General features: G+C 65.0%; 19 protein-coding genes. 8 read left to right on the forward strand and 11 right to left on the reverse strand.

Annotated elements, in window-relative coordinates; genetic code table 11:
• Positions 1 to 20: 20 nt before the first annotated feature.
• The 6 genes from AC5IJH_RS12165 to AC5IJH_RS12190 form a co-directional block, all read right to left on the reverse strand.
• Positions 21 to 317 (reverse strand): HU family DNA-binding protein, encoded by a 297-nt coding sequence (locus tag AC5IJH_RS12165; protein ID WP_491903093.1) that lies wholly within the window; start codon positions 315 to 317, stop codon positions 21 to 23.
• Between the two features lie 324 nt (positions 318 to 641).
• On the reverse strand, positions 642 to 1,424 hold the full coding sequence (locus AC5IJH_RS12170) for a DUF2461 domain-containing protein (protein ID WP_491903094.1): 783 nt from the start codon (positions 1,422 to 1,424) through the stop codon (positions 642 to 644).
• A gap of 119 nt (positions 1,425 to 1,543) precedes the next feature.
• Positions 1,544 to 2,089, reverse strand: a complete 546-nt coding sequence (locus AC5IJH_RS12175) for a hypothetical protein (RefSeq protein ID WP_491903095.1) — start codon at positions 2,087 to 2,089, stop codon at positions 1,544 to 1,546.
• Positions 2,090 to 2,170: 81 nt separating this feature from the next.
• Positions 2,171 to 2,764, reverse strand: coding sequence for a Holliday junction branch migration protein RuvA (ruvA, locus tag AC5IJH_RS12180; protein ID WP_491903096.1), 594 nt, complete (start codon positions 2,762 to 2,764; stop codon positions 2,171 to 2,173).
• The gene (locus AC5IJH_RS12185) at positions 2,761 to 4,038 is read right to left on the reverse strand and encodes an MFS transporter (RefSeq protein ID WP_491903097.1); all 1,278 of its coding nucleotides are present in this window, start codon (positions 4,036 to 4,038) and stop codon (positions 2,761 to 2,763) included. Before AC5IJH_RS12185 ends, ruvA begins: the two co-directional genes overlap by 4 nt.
• Positions 4,039 to 4,092: 54 nt before the next feature.
• Positions 4,093 to 4,938 (reverse strand): hypothetical protein, encoded by an 846-nt coding sequence (locus tag AC5IJH_RS12190; RefSeq protein ID WP_491903098.1) that lies wholly within the window; start codon positions 4,936 to 4,938, stop codon positions 4,093 to 4,095.
• A 19-nt stretch (positions 4,939 to 4,957) separates the two neighbouring features.
• On the opposite strand from AC5IJH_RS12190, the gene AC5IJH_RS12195 reads away from it, so the two are divergent.
• The 3 genes from AC5IJH_RS12195 to AC5IJH_RS12205 all read left to right on the forward strand — a co-directional run bounded on the left by AC5IJH_RS12195 (position 4,958) and on the right by AC5IJH_RS12205 (position 8,084).
• Entirely contained in the window at positions 4,958 to 5,287 is a 330-nt protein-coding gene (locus AC5IJH_RS12195; RefSeq protein ID WP_491903099.1) for a hypothetical protein, read from the forward strand.
• A 4-nt stretch (positions 5,288 to 5,291) separates the two neighbouring features.
• Positions 5,292 to 6,209 (forward strand): Kdo hydroxylase family protein, encoded by a 918-nt coding sequence (locus AC5IJH_RS12200; protein ID WP_491903100.1) that lies wholly within the window; start codon positions 5,292 to 5,294, stop codon positions 6,207 to 6,209.
• Positions 6,210 to 6,308: 99 nt separating this feature from the next.
• The gene (locus AC5IJH_RS12205) at positions 6,309 to 8,084 is read left to right on the forward strand and encodes a M28 family peptidase (RefSeq protein ID WP_491903101.1); all 1,776 of its coding nucleotides are present in this window, start codon (positions 6,309 to 6,311) and stop codon (positions 8,082 to 8,084) included.
• 52 nt (positions 8,085 to 8,136) lie between these two features.
• On the opposite strand, the gene AC5IJH_RS12210 is transcribed toward AC5IJH_RS12205, so the two are convergent.
• Positions 8,137 to 8,643, reverse strand: a complete 507-nt coding sequence (locus tag AC5IJH_RS12210; RefSeq protein WP_491903102.1) for a TspO/MBR family protein — start codon at positions 8,641 to 8,643, stop codon at positions 8,137 to 8,139.
• Between the two features lie 163 nt (positions 8,644 to 8,806).
• Here AC5IJH_RS12210 and thrS point away from each other — a divergent pair, with 163 nt between their 5' ends.
• Positions 8,807 to 10,864: a threonine--tRNA ligase gene (gene thrS / locus AC5IJH_RS12215; RefSeq protein ID WP_491903103.1), complete on the forward strand. Its 2,058-nt coding sequence runs from the start codon at positions 8,807 to 8,809 to the stop codon at positions 10,862 to 10,864.
• Between the two features lie 381 nt (positions 10,865 to 11,245).
• Positions 11,246 to 12,271: a YsnF/AvaK domain-containing protein gene (locus tag AC5IJH_RS12220; RefSeq protein WP_491903104.1), complete on the forward strand. Its 1,026-nt coding sequence runs from the start codon at positions 11,246 to 11,248 to the stop codon at positions 12,269 to 12,271.
• A 105-nt stretch (positions 12,272 to 12,376) separates the two neighbouring features.
• Here AC5IJH_RS12220 and AC5IJH_RS12225 read toward each other — a convergent pair whose 3' ends face one another.
• The 3 genes from AC5IJH_RS12225 to AC5IJH_RS12235 form a co-directional block, all read right to left on the reverse strand.
• Positions 12,377 to 12,622, reverse strand: coding sequence for a hypothetical protein (locus AC5IJH_RS12225; RefSeq protein WP_491903105.1), 246 nt, complete (start codon positions 12,620 to 12,622; stop codon positions 12,377 to 12,379).
• A gap of 148 nt (positions 12,623 to 12,770) precedes the next feature.
• Positions 12,771 to 13,442, reverse strand: a complete 672-nt coding sequence (locus AC5IJH_RS12230; RefSeq protein ID WP_491903106.1) for a hypothetical protein — start codon at positions 13,440 to 13,442, stop codon at positions 12,771 to 12,773.
• A gap of 47 nt (positions 13,443 to 13,489) precedes the next feature.
• Positions 13,490 to 14,647 carry an XdhC family protein gene (locus tag AC5IJH_RS12235; protein WP_491903107.1) on the reverse strand — a complete coding sequence of 386 codons (1,158 nt, stop codon included), beginning with the start codon at positions 14,645 to 14,647 and terminating at the stop codon, positions 13,490 to 13,492.
• Positions 14,648 to 14,711: 64 nt separating this feature from the next.
• On the opposite strand from AC5IJH_RS12235, the gene AC5IJH_RS12240 reads away from it, so the two are divergent.
• Both AC5IJH_RS12240 and AC5IJH_RS12245 read left to right on the forward strand, forming a co-directional pair.
• Positions 14,712 to 15,320: a nucleotidyltransferase family protein gene (locus tag AC5IJH_RS12240; protein WP_491903108.1), complete on the forward strand. Its 609-nt coding sequence runs from the start codon at positions 14,712 to 14,714 to the stop codon at positions 15,318 to 15,320.
• Between the two features lie 46 nt (positions 15,321 to 15,366).
• On the forward strand, positions 15,367 to 15,717 hold the full coding sequence (locus tag AC5IJH_RS12245; protein WP_491903109.1) for an STAS domain-containing protein: 351 nt from the start codon (positions 15,367 to 15,369) through the stop codon (positions 15,715 to 15,717).
• Between the two features lie 28 nt (positions 15,718 to 15,745).
• Here the strand turns inward: AC5IJH_RS12245 and AC5IJH_RS12250 are convergent, their stop codons facing one another.
• A complete protein-coding gene (locus tag AC5IJH_RS12250; protein WP_491903110.1) occupies positions 15,746 to 18,106 on the reverse strand; it encodes a glycoside hydrolase family 2 protein in 2,361 nt (786 codons plus the stop codon).
• 319 nt (positions 18,107 to 18,425) lie between these two features.
• On the opposite strand from AC5IJH_RS12250, the gene AC5IJH_RS12255 reads away from it, so the two are divergent.
• The gene (locus tag AC5IJH_RS12255; protein WP_491903111.1) at positions 18,426 to 22,031 is read left to right on the forward strand and encodes a TonB-dependent receptor; all 3,606 of its coding nucleotides are present in this window, start codon (positions 18,426 to 18,428) and stop codon (positions 22,029 to 22,031) included.
• Positions 22,032 to 22,070 lie beyond the last annotated feature (39 nt).

Consider the following 22,070-nt stretch of genomic DNA (forward strand, 5'->3'; position numbering starts at 1 on the left):
GGTGCCTGGATTGGAGGCGGCTACTTCTTCGGCGGCGCGATCGTGTCCTTCGCGGACTTCGCCACGCGGAACTTCACCACCGTCTTCGCCTTGATCTTGATCTGCTCACCCGTCTGCGGGTTGCGGCCCAGGCGTGCCTTGCGCTCCGCCTTCACCAGCCGGCCCAGACCGGGGATCACGAACACGCCGTTCTTCTTGGTCTCCTTCACGGCGGTCTCAGTCAGAAGTTCGAAAAATCCGTTCACCTGCTTGTTGGTCAGCTCGAGCTTCTCGGCCATCGCCCGAACGAGCTGTGTCTTGGTCAATCCTGCTGCCATGCGTATTCCTCCTCGTACTCGTGTATCGCCCTGGGGCTCGCGTCCCCGAGCGCTGGTTTAGGAAAGCTCCGCTCCCGCGTGCCAGGTCATCCGTTGCACCGGGCCCCAGCGATCGAGTGCACGCATCGCCAGTGTTTATGCGGGTTCCCGCAACTTCTACCGCGTTCACCATGCGGCCTGCCGGCGCTGCTTGTCAACGAGAAATCAGGCATTTCCACAAGTTTCTTGCGGTTTTGGCCACAATCACCGGCTTTTATAGGGTTTTCTACAACTTTCTGGCTACATGGGCCGCCAAACACGCGGCTCCCGGCGTCCTCGCGTGCGCTAAAACAGCGGTTTCCGCGGCTTCTCGGCTGCCTTCAGCAGCGGCCGGTTCAACAACTCCACCAGCGGCGCGGCCGCGCGAAAGCGCTGCGCGATCTGCTTCGCAATGTCAGCTTTCGCCGCCGCAGCGGACGGCAGCGTCACGCTGCGTCCCCAGCGCCGCTGCCGGATCAGGTCCAGCGCCGGATGGTCCACAGGAAATCCCTTCGGCGCACGCGTCATCGGATCGCCGCTCTCTTCCTCCGGAAACAGCCGCCGCATCGCCCGTCCGCCATCAAGCTTCCGATACTCCTCATGGTGCTCGAGCAGGTGACGCCGAATCGCCAGCAACTGCTCCGGATCCGGCATGTACGCGCCAAACGCGATCATCACTTCCTTGCCTGAGATCTGCAGGTAATAGCCCGCGCCAGACGTCTTCGTCAGCCCGTCACGCACCCACCAGCCAGACACGTGCGGCTTGTACGGCGACTTATCCTTCGCGAAGCGCGTGTCGCGATAGATGCGCATCAGGATCGACTCCGGCGCGCGCACATGCGCCGGCGCAAAGTCCATCATCGCCCCGGTCACGGCCTCGATCAGCGCCAGCATGGGCCGCTTCACTTCCGCTTCGTAGATCGGCTTGCGCTCGTTGAACCAGAGGCGGTCGTTGTTGCGCGCCAGCCCGCGCAGAAAACGCAACCCCTCCGGTGACAGATACGGCTCGGCCTTCTCTGGCGCGGCCTTGGCTGGCTTCGTTGCCGCTGCCTTCTTCGCGCGGGTCGCGCTCTTCGTCTGCGCCTGCATGCTGCGGGTGGTCCTCCGGGAAAGGCTGCAGGTCCAGTATCCACCGCCCAGAGACATCACACGCAGCGAACGGAAGGGTCGCTTCGTTCAGGCGAACAGCATCGCAATCGGCAGGAAAACTAGCGGTCCGCGATCAGCATCAGCGGATCGGGCTCCACGCGGCAGGACTGCCCCGCCCCCGGACGCCACCGCGAGCCGTCCGCATAGCGCAGCTCCATGATGTTCACCCATGCCACTGACGTCAGACCATCCACCGCCAGCAAATGGCTCCACGACCCCGCCGCCGCTACGCGACTGTCGAGATGCACATGACGCACTGCATCTGCACCGGAGTCGTCGGTACGCAGCTCCGCCGCGGAAGCCGAGCCCGCGGTCACCACGCGGCCCTTGTTCTCTGTCCCGTGCACATCCAGCTCTGCACTGACGATCGGCGCACGTCCCATGTTCGTCATCGAGAGATCGAGCCACTGATGCGTCTGCGACTTCTCGCTGCGCCGCCCCGCCGGCATCAGCGTTCCATCCGCGTGGCGGCTCACCGCCAGGTCAACAGGACACACGTCCGCTGGTCGCGGATGCACGGCGACCTGGATGGCAGTCGAATGCTGCGCAGGCAGCGTCGCGGGAGCAAGCAGCAGGAGTGCAGCAGAGGAGAGAACGAAACGCATAGCAGGACCTCCGGGTGAGGCGGCTTTCGCTCGACACCAATCTACGCCCGGTCCCTCGCCGCCGACAACGTCACAATCGCCCTAGCGAATCGCCATCAACGCTGCGCGAAACAGGGTGTCGAAGTGCTCGCCTGCCTGCTTGTCCTTCGCCACTGCGCTCTCGATCGCCTTCTCTGCCGAGGCGCGCTGATACCCGAGATTCACCAGTGCGGAGAGCACATCCTCCGCCGCAGGTCCGGCCGCAGCCATCGCAGGTGCCGCCGCGGTCGCCATGTCTTCGAGCTTGTCCTTCAGCTCCAGCGCCAGTCGTTCCGCCAGCTTCTTGCCCACACCCGGAATACGCGTCAGCGTCGCGTGATCCTGCCCGCGCAGCGCCGTCACCAGCCGATCCGCCGGCAGCCCGCTCTGGATCTTGATCGCGAGCTTCGGCCCCACGCCGCTCACCGTGATCAGCCGCTCAAACAGCCGCTTGTCTTCGCGGTCCAGGAATCCGTAAAGCGCGAGCGTGTCCTCGCCCACCTGCGTGTGGATGTGGAGCCCCACGTCCGCACCCTCTGACGGCAGCGATGTGTAGGTCGAAACACTGATGGCGACGTCATAGCCAACGCCCGCCGCCTCCACGATGGCTTGGTGCGGTTGCTTGCTGAAGAGTCGTCCGCGAAGGTGCGCGATCATGCGCCTATGGTAGCCGCCCGCGCGTGATCCGCCGCGGTCTTCGGCAGCAGCGCCGTCAGCAGCCCGAGCGCCGGCAGAAACGCGCACACGTGATACACGAGGTCCAGGCTGGTCGCATCCGCCAGCTTGCCCAGCAGCGCCGCACCCAGTCCGCCCATCCCGAACGCGAGGCCGAAGAATAGCCCGGAGATCGTACCCACTCGGTGCGGCACCAGCTCCTGCGCATAGACCAGGATCGCGGTAAACGCCGAGGACAGCACCAGCCCGATGATCACGATCAGGATGCCGGTCCACAACAGGTTTGCGTACGGCAGCAGCAGCGTAAACGGCAGCACGCCCACGATCGAACCCCAGATCACCACGCGCCGTCCATAGCGATCGCCGATCGGTCCGCCCAGGAAGGTGCCGATCGCCGCTGCGCCAAGAAACAGGAACAGATACATTTCCGCGCGGTGCAGCGACACATGGAAGCGCTGGATCAGGTAGAAGGTGAAATAGCTGGTGATGCTCGCGATGTAGAAGTACTTCGAGAACACCAGCACGCCAAGCACAGTCATCACGCGGGCCACATCGCGCCGCGGCTGCACGTTCTCCGCAAAGGCTCGTGTCACTCGCGACGCAGCAGCCTGGGTGCGAATCGTGTCGCGATACCATCCGCCGATGCGGATGAGCAGCCCGATGCCGAGCAGCGCCGCCAGCGAGAACCACGCGATGCGATGCTGTGCCCGCTCCGGGTTACGCGCCGACAACACCACCAGGAGCACCAGCAGCGGCCCCAGCGCCGAGCCAGCATTGCCGCCCACCTGGAACACCGACTGCGCCAGCCCATGCTGTCCGCCCGACGCCAGCCGCGCCACACGCGACGACTCCGGATGAAACACCGCCGACGCCAACCCGACCAGCGCACCCGCGACCAGCAGCCAGCCATACGTCGGCGCCCACGCCAGCAGCAACAGCCCGAACACGGAGAACGCCATCCCCACGGCCAGCGAGTACGGCATCGGCCGGCGATCCGTCGCCATCCCGACGAACGGCTGAAACAGCGACGCCGTCACCTGGTAGGTAAACGTCACCATCCCGATCTGCCCCAGCGACAGCCCATACGTGCGCTGAAACAGCGGATACAGCGCCGGAATCGTCGCCTGCACCAGGTCGTTCAGCAGATGGCAGGCGCTGATGCCGGCCAGCACCAGCAGCAGTGTGCCCCGCAGCGGCTCGGCAGCGATAGCCTTTGCCGGTGCAGTCTGCTCGATGCTCGATTCTGCAGCGGACACGGTCTCTCCCTGGCCTGCGATCGGAAGTCTCAACAGTGAGGCCCCAGCCTCCGGTTAGCGGCGGCGGTAGTGGATCTGGAACTGGTAGCCATGGTTCGGTGGAAACAGCGCCGCAATGGCTTGCAGCCGCTCTGCCAGCGCCTTCGACTGCAGCAGCGGATACTCGCGCTCACGCAGATCCGCATAGTCGAAATCCAGCGTCAGCGACAGCATGTAGATCGCCAGCGCATCGGCAAACGCCGCGTGGATGTACGCCGTCTTGGCCTTCTCGTCCACGGCCCGCGCCACGCGTTGCGCGCCTGCGCCGTCATGGCTGCTGCGCCCGTTGCGGCCGCGCTCGGCCGGTTCGTCCGTCGCCTCGCCATACGCGCGCATGCGACTCTCCCATGCGTCGTGGCTGGTCTCGCCGCGCACCTGCGCCACGGCCTGCCGGTCCAGCAGCTCGCCAAAGCTGGCGGGCACGCCGGCTGCGTCCACAAAGTGGTGTCCCACATTGATGAACAGCTCAAACGCCAGCGCGAACTTGTCCTGCATCAGCCGCGTCGAGATGAAGATGCAGTCCGCCCCGGCGAAGTGCAGGTTGCGGTGGCAGATCGCGCGATCGCTCAGATCGTTCGAGAACTGCGGCGCGACCAGCGTCTCCCCGCCGGTGTGCGCGTCGTCGGGAATGCTGTCGCCCTCATGCTCATGGATCGTGAGCGGGACGAAGTAGTACGCCCGCTGCCGCAGCGCCCCGGCCACTGCCTGCGGCACCGCCAGCAGGATCTGCTCCAGCTCACCCGGCGATAGCTTGTGGTCGCCAAAGGTCGCGTAGCAGATGCCGTTCTCCGCCTGCTGCACGGCGGTTTCGCGCGCCACCTGCGCCGCCGGCAACAACTCTGTCTGTGCGGTATGCCCCATCCGATTTATTCTAGACCGGATGACAGCCCTCTCTGCACAGAACTCCGGCCCCCGCTCCCGGCCCTCCACGGTGCAGCCTGGCACGACGCGCATCTTCGGCATCCCGGCCGGCGACTTCGGCCTCTTCGCCAGCCTGCTTATCTCTGCCGCGCTCGGCTTCATCGCCTTCTTCGGCGTCACCTTCCTGTCCATCTTCGGCCTGTTGATCTACAACAGCGCGGGCCACCACAAGGTCACGCTCGACGTCAGCTACAAGTACTTCGGGCTGCCCGCCGGCATCGCCGTCCTCCTCATCAGCGGGCTGACCCTGCTCGCCATCTGGCTGCGCCGCAAGATCACGGCACGCTAGCCCCATGGCAATCGTCACTATCTCGGCGACAGACCTCGCCACCGCGACTCCGGAGCAGAAGCGCGCCTGGTGCGAGCGCCTCGAAGAAGGCGGCATCGTCTTCTTCCCGGAGAGCCCGATCCCCTTCGCGCCCGGCGACCTCGACTTCCTCCGCGGCCAGCAGCAGACCGACAGCAGCCTGCACAAGAACATCGCCTACAAGCCAAGAGCCGACGAGCTCAGCGGCCTCGACACCAGGACCGCAAACAGTGAAGCCGTCGCGCGCCTGCGCGGCATCATGCGCGGCTACTCGCAGTCGGTCACCACGTTCCTCACCGGCTTCCTCGCGCCCTACAACGCGCACTGGCAGCTTGATTACGCCAGCTTCCGACCGCAGGAGGAGCAGGGCCGCGACCTGCCGCTGCGCCGCCGCAATGACCTGCTGCACACGGACGCCTTCCCCACTCGGCCCACGCACGGTGCGCGCATTCTGCGCTTCTTCAACAACATCCATGCCACCCGCACCCGCGACTGGATCGTCAGCGATCCCTTCCGCAGCGTCGCCCTGCGCTACGCACCCAAAGAGATCGCGTTGCCCCGTCCGGACTCCGGCCTCGGCCGCGCGTTCAAGTCAATGGCGACCGGCATCGGCCTCGGTGCCGCTGCGCCCGCGCTCAAGCGCTCGCCCTATGACGACTTCATGATGCGCTTCCATAACTTCCTCAAAGAGAGCGCCGACTTCCAGAGCTCCTGCGCGAAGTACGACTATCAGTTCCCCGCCGGGTCCAGCTGGATGGTCTACACAGACATGGTGCCGCACGCCGTGCTCGCTGGTCAGTACGCGCTCGAGCAGACCTTCCTCGTTGCGCCCGACGCGATGGTCGCGCCGCAGCACGCGCCGCTCACCGTGCTCGAAGAGCTCGCCGGCGCTCGACTGATCTAGCCACTTCGCGCGGCACACATCGCTCGGCCCAGCCCCAGTTGCCGCTTTCGCGCCTGCTATCCTCCTCGCACATTGTTCCGCTCCTGGAGGCTCGTCCCTATGCTGATCGCCCGCAAGGCTGCGCTGCTCGCGCTCGCCTGCGCCATCCTCGCTCCTGCGTCATCCCGGCTCGCCGCTGCCGATAAGAAGCCCGCGCATCCCGCTGCCGCCACACAGGCAGAGCCCTGGAACGCGCCGCAGCCTGCTGTCGAAGCCATCGACCTGGGCGCCTACGGCCGCATCCGCGAAGAAGGCCTCGCGCACTCGCACATTATGGAGTTCGCCTCCGCTCTGAGTGATGACATCGGCGGTCGCCTCACCGGCTCGCCCAACATGGAGAAGGCCAACAACTGGACGCGCGACGAGCTCACGCGCCTCGGACTGGTCAACGCGCACCTCGAGGACTGGGGCGAGTTCGGCCTCGGCTGGCAGCAGATCAACACCTGGGTCCGGATGAGCGCGCCCGACACCGCGCCCTTCATCGCGCAGGCCACCCCGTGGTCGCCCGGCACCAACGGCCCCATCACGGCCGACGCCACCCAGGTCGTCATCGCCGACGACAAGGACTTCGACAAGTACAAGGGCAAGCTCGCCGGCAAGATCGTGCTGCTCGGCGACATGCGCGCGGTCCCGCCCGTGGACAAGCCGCTGTTCGAGCGCTACACCGACCAGCAGCTTCAGGACATCGCTCAATACCCCGCCGGCGACCAGAACCGCGAGTACGCCAGCCGCGTCGCGCAATACCTCAAGCGGTTGGAGACCCGCGACAAGGTCGCCACCTTCCTCGCGGATGAAAAGGTCGCCGCCGTCCTGGTGCCCAGCCGCGATGCCGAGCACGGCGGCGGCAGTGGCGGCACCTTCTTCGACGACAACGGCGCAGCCCTCGGCACCGCGCCCTACAAAGCGGAGAAGGCGGTCAAGGTGCCCGTCGCCGTCCTCGCTATCGAACACTACGGCCGCGTCTCGCGCCTGCTCAAGCAGCACGTCCCCGTCAAGCTCGAGCTGAACATCGAGACCAGGGTCACCGGCGAGCACCAGCACGGCTTCGACACCGTCGCCGAGATCCCCGGCACCGATCCTGACCTGAAGGAGCAGGTCGTCATGGTCGGCGGCCACCTCGACTCATGGATCGCCGGCACCGGCGCGACCGACAACGGCGCCGGCTCCATCGTCGCCATGGAGGTCGTCCGCATCCTCAAGGCCATCGACGCGCACCCACGCCGCACCATTCGTATCGCGCTGTGGAGCGGCGAGGAGCAAGGCCTGTTCGGCTCGCGCGGCTACGTCAAGCAGCACTTCGGCTCGTTCCCGCTCTCGACCGAGCCCGACCAGCTCAAGCTGCCCGAGTTCATCCGCAAGCCGGGCGGCCCCATCGAGACCAAGCCCGAGTGGAAGACGCTCGATGCCTACTTCAACGTCGACAACGGCTCCGGCAAGGTCCGCGGCGTCTACCTGCAGGGCAACGCAGCGGTCGAGCCCATCTTCCGCCAGTGGATCGCGCCTCTCAAGGACCTCGGCGTCTCCACCATCACCATGCAGAACACGGGCGGCACGGATCACCTGTCCTACGACGCGGTAGGCCTGCCTGGCTTCCAGTTCATCCAGGACCCGCTCGACTACGAGACTCGCACGCACCACTCCAACATGGACGTCTACGAGCGCCTCCAACCCGGTGACCTCGCGCAGATCGCCACCGTCGAAGCGATCTTCGTCTACAACGCAGCCATGCGCGATCAGATGATCCCGCGGAAGGCCTTCCCCCATCCCGAGCAGCGCGAACAGCAGTCCGCCCCGCTCAAGGATCTCTTCCCGGACGCCGTGCCGGACATGAAGTAGGGCACGCTCCGTCCCACCGAAAGGCCCGCCTCGCGCGGGCCTTTTCTGTTCCTCAGCCGTTCAGCCGCCACAGCGCCCAGCTCAGCGCCGTCGCGAACCCCACCCACAGCGCATACGGCGTCATCAGCCACGCCGCGCCACGCGACACGCGCCCGAACAACACCGTACTCATCACGATCGCAAACAGCAGGATCAGGATCTCGAGCGCCGCTGCAAACAACAGGTGCGCGCGGAAGAAGATCAGCGTCCACGCGAAGTTCAACGCAAGCTGCGCGGCAAACCAGCCCAGCCCCGCCGACCGGGTACGCGAGTCCGGCAGGCGCCACACCAGCCACGCCGCGATGCCCATCAGCGCGAACAGCACAGTCCACACCGGCGCGAAGATCGAGTCCGGCGGCGTAAAGCCCGGCTTGTGAAGTGTGGGGTACCACGTCGTGATTCCGTGCGCTGTCATCAGCCCAGAGACGGCCCCTACGGCTTCGCAGACCACGATGAAGCCGGCCAGCCACAGACCGCTTCGCGGCCGGCTCACCGTCGCTGCTGTTGTTTGTTCCGACATCCAATTCCCCTCCCACCGCGCCTGCAAAGATCGGCCTGCAGTGTAAGCCATCGCCGTCCACGGCAGTGGCGGGTGGATGACGCGCCACCCGGCCGCAATCCGCTCCAGGCGCGACCTCAACGACACTGCAATCCGCCGCGTGACTTATCCTTGTCCCAACATCATGCCCGACCAGATCCAGGTTCATCTGCCCGATGGCTCCGTACGAGCCCTCCCCTCCGGCTCCACGCCGTTCGACGTCGCCAACGCCATCTCGCCGCGCCTCGCCGCCGCCTCCGTGGTCGCGCGCATCAAGCCCGCCCGCCCGCTCGCCGATCCGGCCCATGTTCCGCACCAGCAGGCACCTGGCGACGAGAAGTCCGCTCCCGGTGAGCAGGCCATGTACGCCGCGCCCGATGCCGCCGCCGCGCGCCTCGTCGATCTGCGCACCCCGCTCGTCGAGGACGTGCATCTGCAACTCCTCACGGAGAAGGACCCCGACGCGCTGCCGGTGGTTCGTCACTCTGCCGCGCACGTTATGGCGACCGCGGTGCTCGAGCTCTTCCCGGAGACCAAGCTCGGCCACGGCCCCGCCACCGACGCTGGCTTCTTCTACGACTTCTATCGGCCCACGCCCTTCACCACGGATGACCTCTCCGCCATTGAGCTCAAAATGGCCGAGGTCGTCGCGCGCGATCAACCCTTCGTGCGCGAGTTCGAGCCGCGCGACGAAGGCCTCGCACACTATCGCGAGCAGGGCGACTTCATGAAGGTCCACTTCATCGAGCGCTTTACCCAGCCCGGCGAAGAGATCTCGCTCTATCGCAACGGCCCGTTCGTCGACTTCTGCCGCGGCCCGCACGTGCCTTCCACCGGCCGCGTCAAGGCGTTCAAGGTCCTCTCGCTCGCCGGCGCGTACTGGCTCGGCGATGAAAAGAATCCGCAGTTGCAGCGCGTCTACGGCACCGCTTTCTTTTCGAAGAAGGAGATGGACGAGCATTTCGCGCGGCTCGAAGAGGCAGCCCGCCGCGACCATCGCGTGCTCGGCAAGCAGCTCGATCTGTTCTCCATCCAGGAACTCGCCGGCGCCGGCCTCGTCTTCTTCCACCCCAAGGGCGGCATCGTCCGCAAGACGATGGAAGACTGGATGCGCGAAGAATGCATCCGCCGCGGTTACGACATGGTGTTCACCCCGCACGTCGCCCGCGTCAATCTGTGGCAGACCAGCGGCCACGAAGGCTTTTACGCGGACAACTTCTTCACCAAGATGGAGCTCGACGACGCAGACTACCGGCTCAAGCCGATGAACTGTCCGGGCCACATCCTCATCTACAAAAACGCGCCCAAGAGCTACCGTGACCTGCCCGTCCGCTACGCGGAACTCGGCAGCGTCTATCGTTATGAGCGCTCCGGCACCATGCATGGTCTGCTGCGCGTGCGCGGCTTCACTCAGGACGATGCCCACATCTTCTGCACCCCCGGGCAGATCGAAGACGAGGTCGCCGCCTGCATCGACTTCGCCGAAGCCGTGCTCAAAACCTTTGGCTTCTCCGAGTACAAGGTCGAGCTCTCCACCTGGGACCCGAAGGACCGGCAGAACTACGCCGGCTCAGATGACAAGTGGGCGCTCGCCATCGGCTCGCTCGAAACAGTGCTCCAGCGCAAGGGCATTCCTTACAAGGTCATGCCCGGCGAAGCCGCCTTCTACGGCCCCAAGATCGACATCAAGCTGGTCGACGCCATCGGCCGCCTCTGGCAGCTTTCAACCGTGCAGTTCGACTTCAACCTTCCCGCACGCTTCGAACTCGAGTACGTCGGCGAGGACGGCGAGCGGCACCAGCCGCTCATGGTGCATCGTGCGCTGTTCGGTTCCGTCGAGCGCTTCTTCGGTGTCCTCATCGAGCACTACGCCGGCGCCTTCCCGCTCTGGCTCGCCCCCGTGCAGGTCGGCCTCGTCCCCATCGCCGAGCGCCACAACGCCTACGGCAACGAGCTCATGGAGAAGCTCAAGGCCGCCGGGCTGCGCGTCGAGCTCGACAGCCGCAACGAAAAGATGAATGCCAAAATCCGCGACCTCACCATGCAGAAGCTGCCCTACATCCTCGTCTTCGGCGACAAGGAGCAGGCGGCCGGCGCGGTCAGCGTGCGCGTTCGCGGCAAGGGCGACCAGGGCTGGATGCCCCTCGATCAGTTCATCGGCCACGCGAAGCAACTACTGGATAGCCGCTCGACTGAGCTGTAACGCTATGCAACCGTTGCACCAGAACATGGGAAGAGAGGGGCGCGAGTGAATCCCGCCCTTCTCTCGTTTCGTCACGGCAGCAGTCACAATCCCCAGCAACTCTGGAATGCCCTGTACAACAAGCGATTCCTTGTTGCGCGCGCGTGAATCCGTGCAGCAGCAAACAAATACTCGTCGTCACTCACGTTCCTTCCCACACCGAAGCAAACCTTCCGCGACTCCGCTCCTCTTACTAGACAGAGCAGCGAGCTATGGCAGCCGCGTTGTGCGACGCCACCGTGCTCGTTCCCCGAACCACCATGACCGGTGCCGAGCCTCGCCGTCGCGGTTTCATCCCAGCGACGCCGACACCTCGCGCCCACAACGCATCGCGGAGACCTCATGAACAGCACTGGCACAGAATCGGTCGCAGCTTACTTCAGCAGCGAATCGCAGGCAGAAAAGGCAGTTCAGGATTTGAAGGCCGCAGGGTTCAGCAATAACCAGATCGGTCTCGCGCTCGCCTCGAGCAGCGGAGCCGGCAGCATGGGCGCGGGCAGCTCCATGGCTGGCAGCTCCTCCACCGGCACGTCGACCGGCAGCCACGCGCACCAGGCCGCATCGCACGCCGGCGCCAAGGCTGAGAGCGCCTGGGATCGCTTCAAGGACTTCTTCACCGGCGGCGACGGCGGCGTTGAGCCCTATGCCGATGAGCGCGATCGCGGCTCCACCACGTCGCATGAGATCACAGCCGGACCCGGCAGCGGCACAAGCTACGAGGGCGGTTACAACCAGGACCGCTATGACACCGGCGACGTCACCGGCTCCTTCTCGGGCCTCTCCATCCCGCAGCACCGCTCGCACTACTTCACCGATCGCCTTCGCTCCGGTTCGGGCGCAGTCGTCACCGTGAACGCCTCCCCGCGCAATGCAGAGGCCGAAGCCATCCTGACCCGCGACGGCGGCGACCTCGGCACCGACGCCGGCAGCGACTACCAGTCGCAGTACGCGAACCGTGGCACCGGCACCGGTGACCTGGCCGACCAGCAGCAGATCCAGCTGCTCGGCGAAGTGCTCCGCGTCCACAAGGAACGCATCAACCGTGGCGAAGTGCGCATCCGCAAGGAGGTCATCACCGAGCAGCAGACCGTGCAGGTCCCGGTCACGCGCGAGGAGATCGTTATTGAGCGCGTCGGCGCAGACCAGAGCACGCCAGCACGGGGTGAGGTCGGCACCGCATCCGAGATCCGCGTCCCGCTGACCGAGGAGCGCGCCACACTCGACAAGCAGACCGTCGTCCGCGAGCAGGTCAACGTGGGCAAGCGAGCTGTTGAGAATGTCGAAAACCTGGAGGGCACAGTCCGCCGCGAGGAGCTGGACGTGAACGACACCACCACCGCAACGAACGACACTCCGCGCCGCCGCTAACCTCACGGCCCGGCGCGTCCCCCGGGGCTAAAACGGAATGAGGACAGGTGCCCCCGCACCTGTCCTCGCCAGCCCGCGCGGCCCGGCTCTCTCTCCCCAGTTCTGTTAGATCGCTTCGCCGCTCAGCGGCGACACCATCTCCATCGCAGCCCCGACCGTGCGCAGCGCACCGCGCAGGCGCGACAACGCGCCATCCAGCCCATCCGGCTGCAGCTTCACTACGTCCAGCGCTGCATGCAGATCGGCCAGCTGTGTTCTCACATCCAGAAACGCGGAATATGCGCGTTCCAGCTGCTCGACATGCTCATCGAGACGAATAGTGACCAGATGGTGGACGGGAGGTGTGTCCATCATTGCTCCTGATTGGTTTGGACTTTGGCATATTCTGCACCCTCCCTGCCCAAATCCGCTCTACAACTTTCCCGTTGTATCCCGTTTTCTTCCGGGTATCTTGCCCGTCACCTGCCCGTCCTGCGCCCGATCACGCGGCTCTCATCCCTCAGCTCTCATCTCCATCGTGTTCCAGCGCGGCGCATAGAGCCTCGGCCGCGCGCGCTGACTCGAGCGCGCACGTATAGTTCGCACGGCCCAGCGCATCCTCGCCCGTCGCCGCCATCAACTCATGCAGTGTGCGCAGCGCATTCGCCCGCTCACCCTTGCTCTTGCGCGCCGCCCCGCGAAGCTCGCCATCCTCCCGCAGCTTGCGGTACTCCGCCTCCAGCGTCTCGGCCAGCATGCCGGACCACGGCTGGTTCGCCTCCTCCGTCGCGTTCAGCCCGGCAAAGGCGATGTGCTCCGCCGCTCGTGTCAGCTCTGCTGCCATCCGCGCGCCAGTCCGCGCCACCTGCAACTCGGCCGTCACCAGCGCGGCCAGTCGCTCGGCAGCGGCGCGCAGCTTGGCATCCCCGGTCTCCACGCGCAGCAGCACACGTACCCGTGCCAGGTGCTCATACACACGACGCAGATGCTTGCTGTCTTTTTTGCCCAGCCGGAACTCCGCGGCATCTTCTCCTGCTTCAGCACGCTCGGGCGGCGGTGCGTGCTTCTTCGCATGCTTCGCGGGTGCATGCTTGGCAGACTTTTTCTTCGCATGCTTGGCAGCGTGCTTCGCCGCATGCTTCTTCATTGCCTTATCAGGGCGGGAGAGCGCCTTCTTTGCGTCCGGTTTCATGCGCCGTTAGAGGCACCCCTCTGTCAGGTCTGTTGCTCAGCCTGTGTTCAGGAGAGCGGACAGTTCCGAGCGATCGTGACCCGCTCGTCCTCTGCAGACGCAGTCCCCGCAAGCAGCTCGCGACCATGGATGCTGCCTGCTCGATCGCGCAGAGCGCCCCCGGTCCGTCCCGCGAAGCGCGCCTGCACCTCGCCCAGGATCGACATCGCGATCTGCTCCGGCGTCTCTGCGCCGATGTCGAGGCCTGCCGGCGCGTGCAGCATCTCCGGTAGCGCCTCCTGCCCCAGCCGCGCCATCAGGTCGAGCGTCCGCCGGCGCGACCCGAGCACCCCCAGGTAGCGCAGCGGTCGCGGCAGCAGCCACTCCAGAAAGAACGCATCCTGCGCAAAGCTGTGGCTCATCACGATCGCCGCGGTCCGCGCATCCAGCCGCACCGGCTCGAGTGCAGCAGCATCCTTCGCCACGATCACATCCGCCCCCTGCGGAAAACGCTGCGCCCTCGCCATGTCCGCCCGCTGATCCAGCACCGTCGTGCTCCAGCCCAGCGCATCGGCCATCGCCACCACGGGCTGCGCATCCGTACCCGCGCCGCACACCACCAGCTGAACCGGCGGCACCAGCACATCCAGAAACACCAGGCAGCCAGCCTCGTCGCCTTCTTGTAACTCGACCAGCGACGAATGCCCCAACCCGATCGCCCGTGCCAGCAGCCGCGTAATCTCGGGCGACGCAGCGGCATCCCGCAGCGCGAATCGCTGTCCCGCGTGCAGCTTGCCCGAAGCCCCCGGCTCCACCACCACTGCCATCGCGCTCATCTCGCGCGTGCGGTGCACCTCGTCCAGCGCCAGCAGGGGATGCGTGCCCGGCAAGGCACCAGCCTCCGGCGCAAGCCGCTCCAGCAGCAGGTCAATCCCGCCGCCGCACCCCAGCCCAAAGCCTTCGTTGTCTTCCTGTGTCGATGTGTCGAAGTTCTTCCGCAGGGCAGGGAACTGGCTCGTCCACCAGTGGGCGCGCCGGCACAGTTCGCCCTCCAGGCAGCCGCCACTCACCGCGCCAATCCGCGAGCCGTCCGGCAGTATCAGCATGCGTGCCCCGGGCGACCGATAGGACGACCCACGCGTGGCCACCACAGTCACCAGAACGCAGACGCCACCCGCGGCCGAAGCCGCTCGCCAGGCCTCCATCATGCGCGCTTGTTCCTGCATCGTTTTAGTCTAGCCTCTGCGGCGGCCCTGCTTTCGCCACTTCCCGGGGCTCGCCGCTCTCCGTATGGATGCCCCGCACTCACTGCCCGATGTTCGCTCCGTGACCGCGGTCCTGCTCGCCGCGGGCAGCAGCCGCCGCTTCGGTGGTGATAAGCAGTCCGCCCAACTCTCGGGTGAGGCGCTGCTGCTCCGCGCCACGCGCGTGCTGCTTGCAGCCGGGTTCGTGGAGCCGCTCATCGTGCTGCGCGCGGACGCAGCCCACCACCGCGCCCTGCTCGCCGGTCTGCCCGTGCGGATCGTCAGCAATCCCGATCCCGCCGCCGGCATGGCCAGCTCGCTGCACTGTGCGCTGGACTTGGCCTCCGCGGCGCCCGCCCTGCTGGTCACTGTGTGCGATCAGCCGGCCGTCACGCCCGCGCACCTGCTGCAATTGGTCGCCCGCTGGCGCGACGGCAGTAGCCTGGTCGCCAGCCGCTATGGCGACACACGCGGCGTCCCCGCGCTCTTTGCCGCCATGCACTTTCCGGAACTGCGCGCCCTCACCGGAGACCGCGGCGCCGGCCCGGTGCTCGCCCGTTATCCCGAGGCGGCCACCGTCCCGCTCAGCGGCGGCGAGTGGGACATCGATACGCCGGACGACCTCGCCCGCTGGCCCGATCTGGTGCCTAGGTGAGTTGCAATTCATCGCGCCGTAATGAAGCGATCCGTACACTCGCGATATGCGCGACGAACCACTGATCCTGTCCGTAGCCCCGGGCAGCGACTCCTCTGTTTCCATCCTGAAGGTCGACGGACCCCTCACACTGGGCGGCCTCTTCGCCTTCCAGGACCAGGTCAAGCAGCACAAGCCCGCACTGCTGATCATCGATCTGAGCAACACGCCCTACATGGATTCGGCCGGGCTCGGCGCGCTCATGAACGCGCACGTCTCCGCGGAAAAACACGGGCGCCACGTCGTGCTCGCGGGCGCCAATGACCGTGTCATGACCCTGCTCGAGATCACCAGGGTGCACCTGGTCCTGAAAAACTACGCGACCGTGGCGGACGCAGAGGCCTCGTCTCGCCAGTAACCGTCTCGCCAGTAGTCGCGTCGCCCCTTTAGACCGTCTCCGCCTCTGCCGGTGTCAACGTAAAGCGCACTTCCTTCGTGCCCAGCCGCGCATGTTTGGCCCGCAGCGTGACCGTCCCGGGCTGCTCCCCCGCACGCACCCACACCGCCACTGCGCCACCGATCAGCGGCGCCGGATTGTCGCCGATCAGCGTCGCCGGCCCCTCCAGCTCCAGCTCGATCGGATCGGTCGCAAACGGGCGGATCGCGCCGAACTCATCGTTCACGCGCAGGAGCACGCGCGTTGTGTCCGCACCATCCGCCACCAGCTCCGTGTCGTCCGGCACTGCCACAAATGCATCGTCGGTCCCGCGGCCGGAGTAGCGCCGCGTCGCCACCAGCTTGCCGCCGATGTAGCCTTCAATGCGCAGATCGCCCCAGTAATCGCGGATCTTGTCGCCGAAGTCCGGGTCGAACGGCGCGTACTTCAGGTGCGGAAACTGCTCGCGATCCGGATCGGCTTCGGCCAGCAGGTGCTCGCCGCCTCCCTTGCCCATCACGTTGTCGCTGTAGATCTTGATGTGGTCGCAGTTCGAGCAGATCAGCCCCTTGGTGAAGCCGGTCGACTCGTCGTTGCGCGCCCAGTGAAACGCCGGCTCCAGCACAATCTCTTCCGCCGGATCGCACTGCGACTTATAGAAGAACGCCGCCGGCTTGGGCTCGCGGAAGATGTCCGCCACACCGTGGTAGCAGATGCGATCGCCGGAGCCGAAGTTCGCATGCGTGTTGTAGTCGAACGCGCACCAGCCGATGCCACCCGCATACTGCGGATCGGAGGCCAGCTGATCGTGCACTCGCGCGTGACGAATCGTGTGCTCGCGCAGCCGCTCCATGCTGTCAAACGTCTTGCACGGATACGTATGGCCCACGAACTCCGTATTCAGGTAGCGCGGATGATTCGGCTTCTTCAGCGGCCAGCCGAAATCGTTCATCGTGAACACATCTTCCAGAAACTCCGACTCCTGAAAGTAGCGAATGCCGCCCGTCTGCCGCGTTGTATCCAGCTGGTGCGCCAGCGCATTCGTGCGCGTGTAAAAGTCGTGGTTGTCGCGTGACTCGTTAATGCGCACGCCCCACAGCACGATCGACGGATGGTTCCAGTCGCGGCGGATCATGCGCCCGACATTGTCCACCGCCAGGTCCTGCCACTCCTGCGGACCGATGTGCTGCCAGCCCGGGATCTCTTCCAGAACCAGCAGCCCGATCTCGTCACAGCGATCGAGAAAATGCCGTGACTGCGGGTAATGCGACGTGCGCACGATATTGCAGCGGAAGTTCGTCCGGAGAATGTCCGCATCCCGCCGCTGCACCCGCCCCGGCATCGCCTGACCGACGTAGGGGAAGGTCTGGTGCCGGTCCAGTCCGCGCAGCTTGATGACCTTTCCGTTCAGCGAGAAGCCATGATCCGTAAATGTCGCCTCGCGGAATCCGATGCGCCGCGTCATCTCGTCCACCGGCTGCCCGTTGCGCAGCAGCCGCACCCGCACCTGGTAGAGCTTCGGGTGGTTCAGGTCCCACAGCTCCACCTTTTCGAGCTGCGCAATCTGCACCACGTGCGGCGTGTCCGTCTTCGCCAGCGCGGCAGGCGCGATCGCCTGCGTCGCCTTGCCGATCACCCTGTCGCCGTCCAGCACCTCGGCCGTAACTGAGTACCGGCCCGGCTGAGCCTGCGCCGGTCGATCCAGGTAGCAGCGCACCTCGACCGTCGGCGTCGTCAGCACATTTTTCGGAGCAGCGAAGATGTTCTCGAGGAACGTCTCCGGCACGACGCGGAGAGACACCTCGCGGTAGATCCCGCCAAAGGTGAGGTAATCAATTTCATTACCAAACGGCGGAATATCCGCCCTTTCGGTCGAGTCCACCTCGACCGAAAGGACGTTTTCTGCGCCCGGATCGAGGTTTTTCAGCTCGAATGAGAACGGTGTGTAACCGCCCCGGTACTCGCCCAGCTTGGTGCCGTTCAGCCACACCGTTGAGGCGGTCATAACCCCTTCAAAGTCAACGAAGACGCGGTGATTTGCAGCCCCCTCCGGGGTCCGGAAATGGCGTCGATACGTCGAGACGAACGTGTAGTCCTTCTCTGTAAAGCTGTGCCAGGGCAGCTTCACATTTGTGTGCGGAATGACCACCTTCTCGAAGCCCGATTCGTCCATTTCCCGCGCCGTCGCGCCTGAAGCGGCCTTCGCGTTGTAAAGCCAGCCGCGATTCATCGGCAGCACACGGCGTCCCGCCGCTGCCGCGGCGCTTCCGCCTGGTTCTTCAGTCAGGGCCGCGGCATTCAGGGCCTCGGGTGTCAGCGCTGCGCCGGCCATCAAGGTACCGGTGGTCTTCAAAAAATCTCTGCGATCCATTGTTTCTCCTGCACATCCGTCAGCCCGGGACAGCCCCAGGGAAGATCCCGGGTCCGCGCGTGGTCAAACGGCCACCAGCATACAACGTCACCAGAAAAGGGTTTCTTCTGGCGATTTCCCGCACCTGGTGTCTGCACCAGGGCTCCAGAAAGTGACTATGTAACCGTTGACAAAGGCTCTCTGCGCCGATTAATGTGCCTCTCGCGTTGCTCCGGTCTGTTGAACCGGCGCCCAACGCGCGCAGCAGTGAAAGCGCTTTCACTTTTAGCGGCCCGTTAGAGCCGCTCATTTCAGAGGCCAGTCAATTGAGGGCACATCGATGCGACGCAACTTTGTAGGGAGATCCGCCCGGATCAGCAGCCTGTTCAGCCACCCGCTGAGCTACCTGCTCGTCCTTATCCTTCTCCTGCTCGGTCAGGCGACCACCGCCACCGCTCAGCAGGATCAGGGTGCCATCACCGGCACTGTCACCGATCCAACCGGCGCCAGCATTCCCAATGCCAGCGTCACCGTAGTCAACGTCGAGAACGGCTTCTCACTCACGGCCAACACCGACGCCAGCGGCAATTACACCTTCTCCCCGATCAAGATCGGTGACTACAAGGTGACCGCCACCGCGCCTGGGTTCTCCACGACCAGCCAGCCGAACGTCCGCGTCGATCTTCAGTCGCGCGCCGAAGTGAACCTGAAGCTCACCACCGGCGCCGCGACCACCACGGTCGAGGTCACCGAGGCACCACCGCTGCTGCAGACCCAGGAGGCCTCGACCGGCCAGGTGCTCAGCGCGAAGACCATCAATGACACGCCGCTCAACGGCCGCAACTGGATCTTCATCGCGCAGCTCACTGCCGGCGTCGATCCGCCGAGCGGATCACGTGGCGCAGGCAAGGGCGACTTCAACGCCAACGGCCAGCGCGCGGAGCAGAACAACTTCATCCTCGACGGTGTGGACAACAACACCAACGTCGTCGACTTCCTGAACGGCGCCAGCTACGTCGTGCGGCCTCCGCCGGACGCCCTGGCCGAGTTCAAGGTGCAGACCGGCGCCTACTCGGCCGAGTTCGGTCACTCCGCAGGCGCGGTCGTGAACGCCTCGATCAAGTCGGGCACCAATGCCATTCACGGCGACCTGTGGGAGTATCTCCGCAACGACGCCTTCGACGTGCATGAGTTCTTCGGCGGCCCCACGGTTCCGAAGTACCGCGAGAATCAGTTCGGCGCCACGCTCGGCCTGCCCGTCATCAAGGACAAGCTGTTCTTCTTCGGAGACGTCGAGGCCAACCGCATCATCTTCGGCGAGACGCAGTCCGGTCTAACGGTGCCGACCGCGCTCGAGCGCCAGGGCAACTTCACCGAGCTGCTGACCCGCACCAACAACCAGAGCGGCAACGCGATTCAGCTCTATCAGCCGAGCACCACCAACCCCGGCGTCACGCCCCTGAACTGCAATGGTCAGGTCAACGTCATCTGCCCCGACCAGATCGACAAGGTGGCACAGAACCTGCTGAACCTCTTCCCCCTGCCCAACGTGGGGGCCCCGGGCAAGACCTTCGCGAACTACACCACGCAGACCAACACGCGCGACAACACCTGGCAATGGGACGCGCGCGCCGACTACAACCTGAGCCAGAAGGATCAGATCTTCGGTCGCTTCAGCTACTCGCATGAGCCGTCGCTGCACCCGGCCCCCCTCGGTCCCATCCTCGATGGCGGCAATTTCTCCGATACCGGCAACATCTTCAGCCTGGGTGAGAACTTCGCCGGCAGCTATACCCACGTCTTCACGCCGACGCTGACCAATGAGTTCCGCTTCGGTTACAACTACGGGCACTTCGGCTTCTTCCACGAGAACTCGAACAACCCCGGCCTCGCCACCTCACTGGGTCTGGGCGGTATCCCGACGAACAAGAACAACGACGGTCTGCCGTACATCAACGTCAGCGGCATCGCGCACTTCGGTTCACCGCAGTTCTACGCGTCGAACGAGTACGAGAACGTCTACCAGATCCTGGACAACGTCACGAAGCAGGCAGGCAATCAGTCGCTGCGTGCCGGCGTGAACTTCCAGCGCGTCCGGTTCTCCACCTCGCAGCCCACACAGCCGCGCGGTACCTACAACTACACCGGCGTGTACACCTCAAAACCGGGCACCAGCAACACCGGCATCGGCGTGGCGGACTTCCTGCTGAACCTGCAGAACAGCTCGGCCATCTCGAACGTCTTCAACACGGACGATGTCCGCTGGGATCGCGCAGCGTACCTCGAGGACGACTGGAAGGCGAGCCAGAAGCTGACCATCAACCTCGGCTTGCGCTACGAATACTTCCAGCCCTATTACGAGCGCCATGACAACCAGGCCTCTTTCGTGCCCACCGACTCCAGAACGCCAGGGGGCGGAACCGCGACCTACTACCTGCCCAACAGCCAGCGCAATACGCCGCTCGCCCCTGCTTTCTCGAACCTGCTGGCGAAGGACAACATCGCCCTCAAGTACACGAGCAACAGGTCGTTGGTCGAGTCGCAGAAGAACAACTTCGCACCCCGCGTCGGCATTGCCTACACGCTGGATGAGAAGACGGTAATGCGTGCCGGCTTCGGTATCTTCTTCGGTGGCCTGGAGAGCACCGGCTACTTCCCGAACCTGGGTGAGAACTACCCGTTCGAGTTCGACTCGGGCTTCAACTCGGCCACCGGATGCAATACGGGTAGCTGCCCCACCAACGGCTTCACGCTCGAGACTGGCTTCTCGAACGCGATTGCTGCCGGTCTGCAGAACGCGATCAATACACCCAACCTGCGCGGCAGCGATCTGAAGGCCAAGACGCCGTACAGCGAGCAGTTCAACCTCTCGGTGGAGCGCGGTATCTCCTCGAACATGGTCGCGACTGTCTCGTATGTGGGCTCGGTCAGCCGTCACCTGCAGGTCTTCCCCAACCCCAACGGGCCGCTTGCCCTGGCACCGAACTCGTTCGGCAATCCAACGCCGAACCCGCTGGCGCCGTTCCCGGACTTCGGTGTGACGTATACGTCCTACACCGGGTCCAGCAACTACAACTCGCTGCAGGCCAAGTTACAGCGCCGCTACGCAAATGGCCTGAACTTCCTGGCCAGCTACACCTACTCGCATGCGCTCGATGACGCGCCCACGCCGCTCGGCAGCACGGGCGACGGTGGATACCGCGGCACCAACATCGTCCCGGAGAACCTGGACTACGCCAGCTCTCCGTTCGATGTACGCCAGCGCTTTACCTTCAACGGCAACTACGAGCTGCCCATCGGTCATGGCCGCAAGTACGCCAACTCCAACGGATTCGCCGACTACCTGATCGGCGGATGGTCCACCAGTCTCACCTTCGCCGCACAGACCGGTGAGCCGTTCACCGTCTACTCGAGCAACATTTCCAACCCGAGTGGCGCGAGTGCGCGTGCGATCCGTGTCTCGGATCCGTTCAAGGGCGGCGGTCAACCCGACCCCAGCTACACCGCTCCGGTCATCAATGCGGACGGAACCACCAGTCCAAACCCGAACGTGTTCTCCTGCCCCACCAAGGTGCGGACGGTTGCGAACTGGTATAACCCCTGCGCCTTCCGCAACCCCAAGGCAGATGACCTCGGCACGAATGGCGTCCCGACCAATGTCTCCGGCCAGGCGGCCCTGCTTTACCTGGGCAGCCCGCGCAACCAGATTCACGGGCCCGGCTACAACCGCGTGAACATGTCCTTGTTCAAGGCATTCAAGACCTGGCGCGAGCAGAACCTGCAGTTCCGCGCTGACGTCTTCAACCTCCTGAACACTCCAGCCTATGGCGAGCCCAGCACGACGAACCTCGGCTCGAACGGTGGCCAGATCACCGGCTCACGCTTCTTCCAGAGCTACACACCAGACTCGCGGTTCTTCCAGTTCGCTCTGAAGTACGTGTTCTAACCACTACAATCCCTCCCATGCGGACCAGCACACCGGCCG

Origin of the sequence: Candidatus Dedyshia acidiphila (genome assembly GCF_051025295.1) — a bacterium.
Taxonomy (GTDB): domain Bacteria; phylum Acidobacteriota; class Terriglobia; order Terriglobales; family Acidobacteriaceae; genus KBS-83.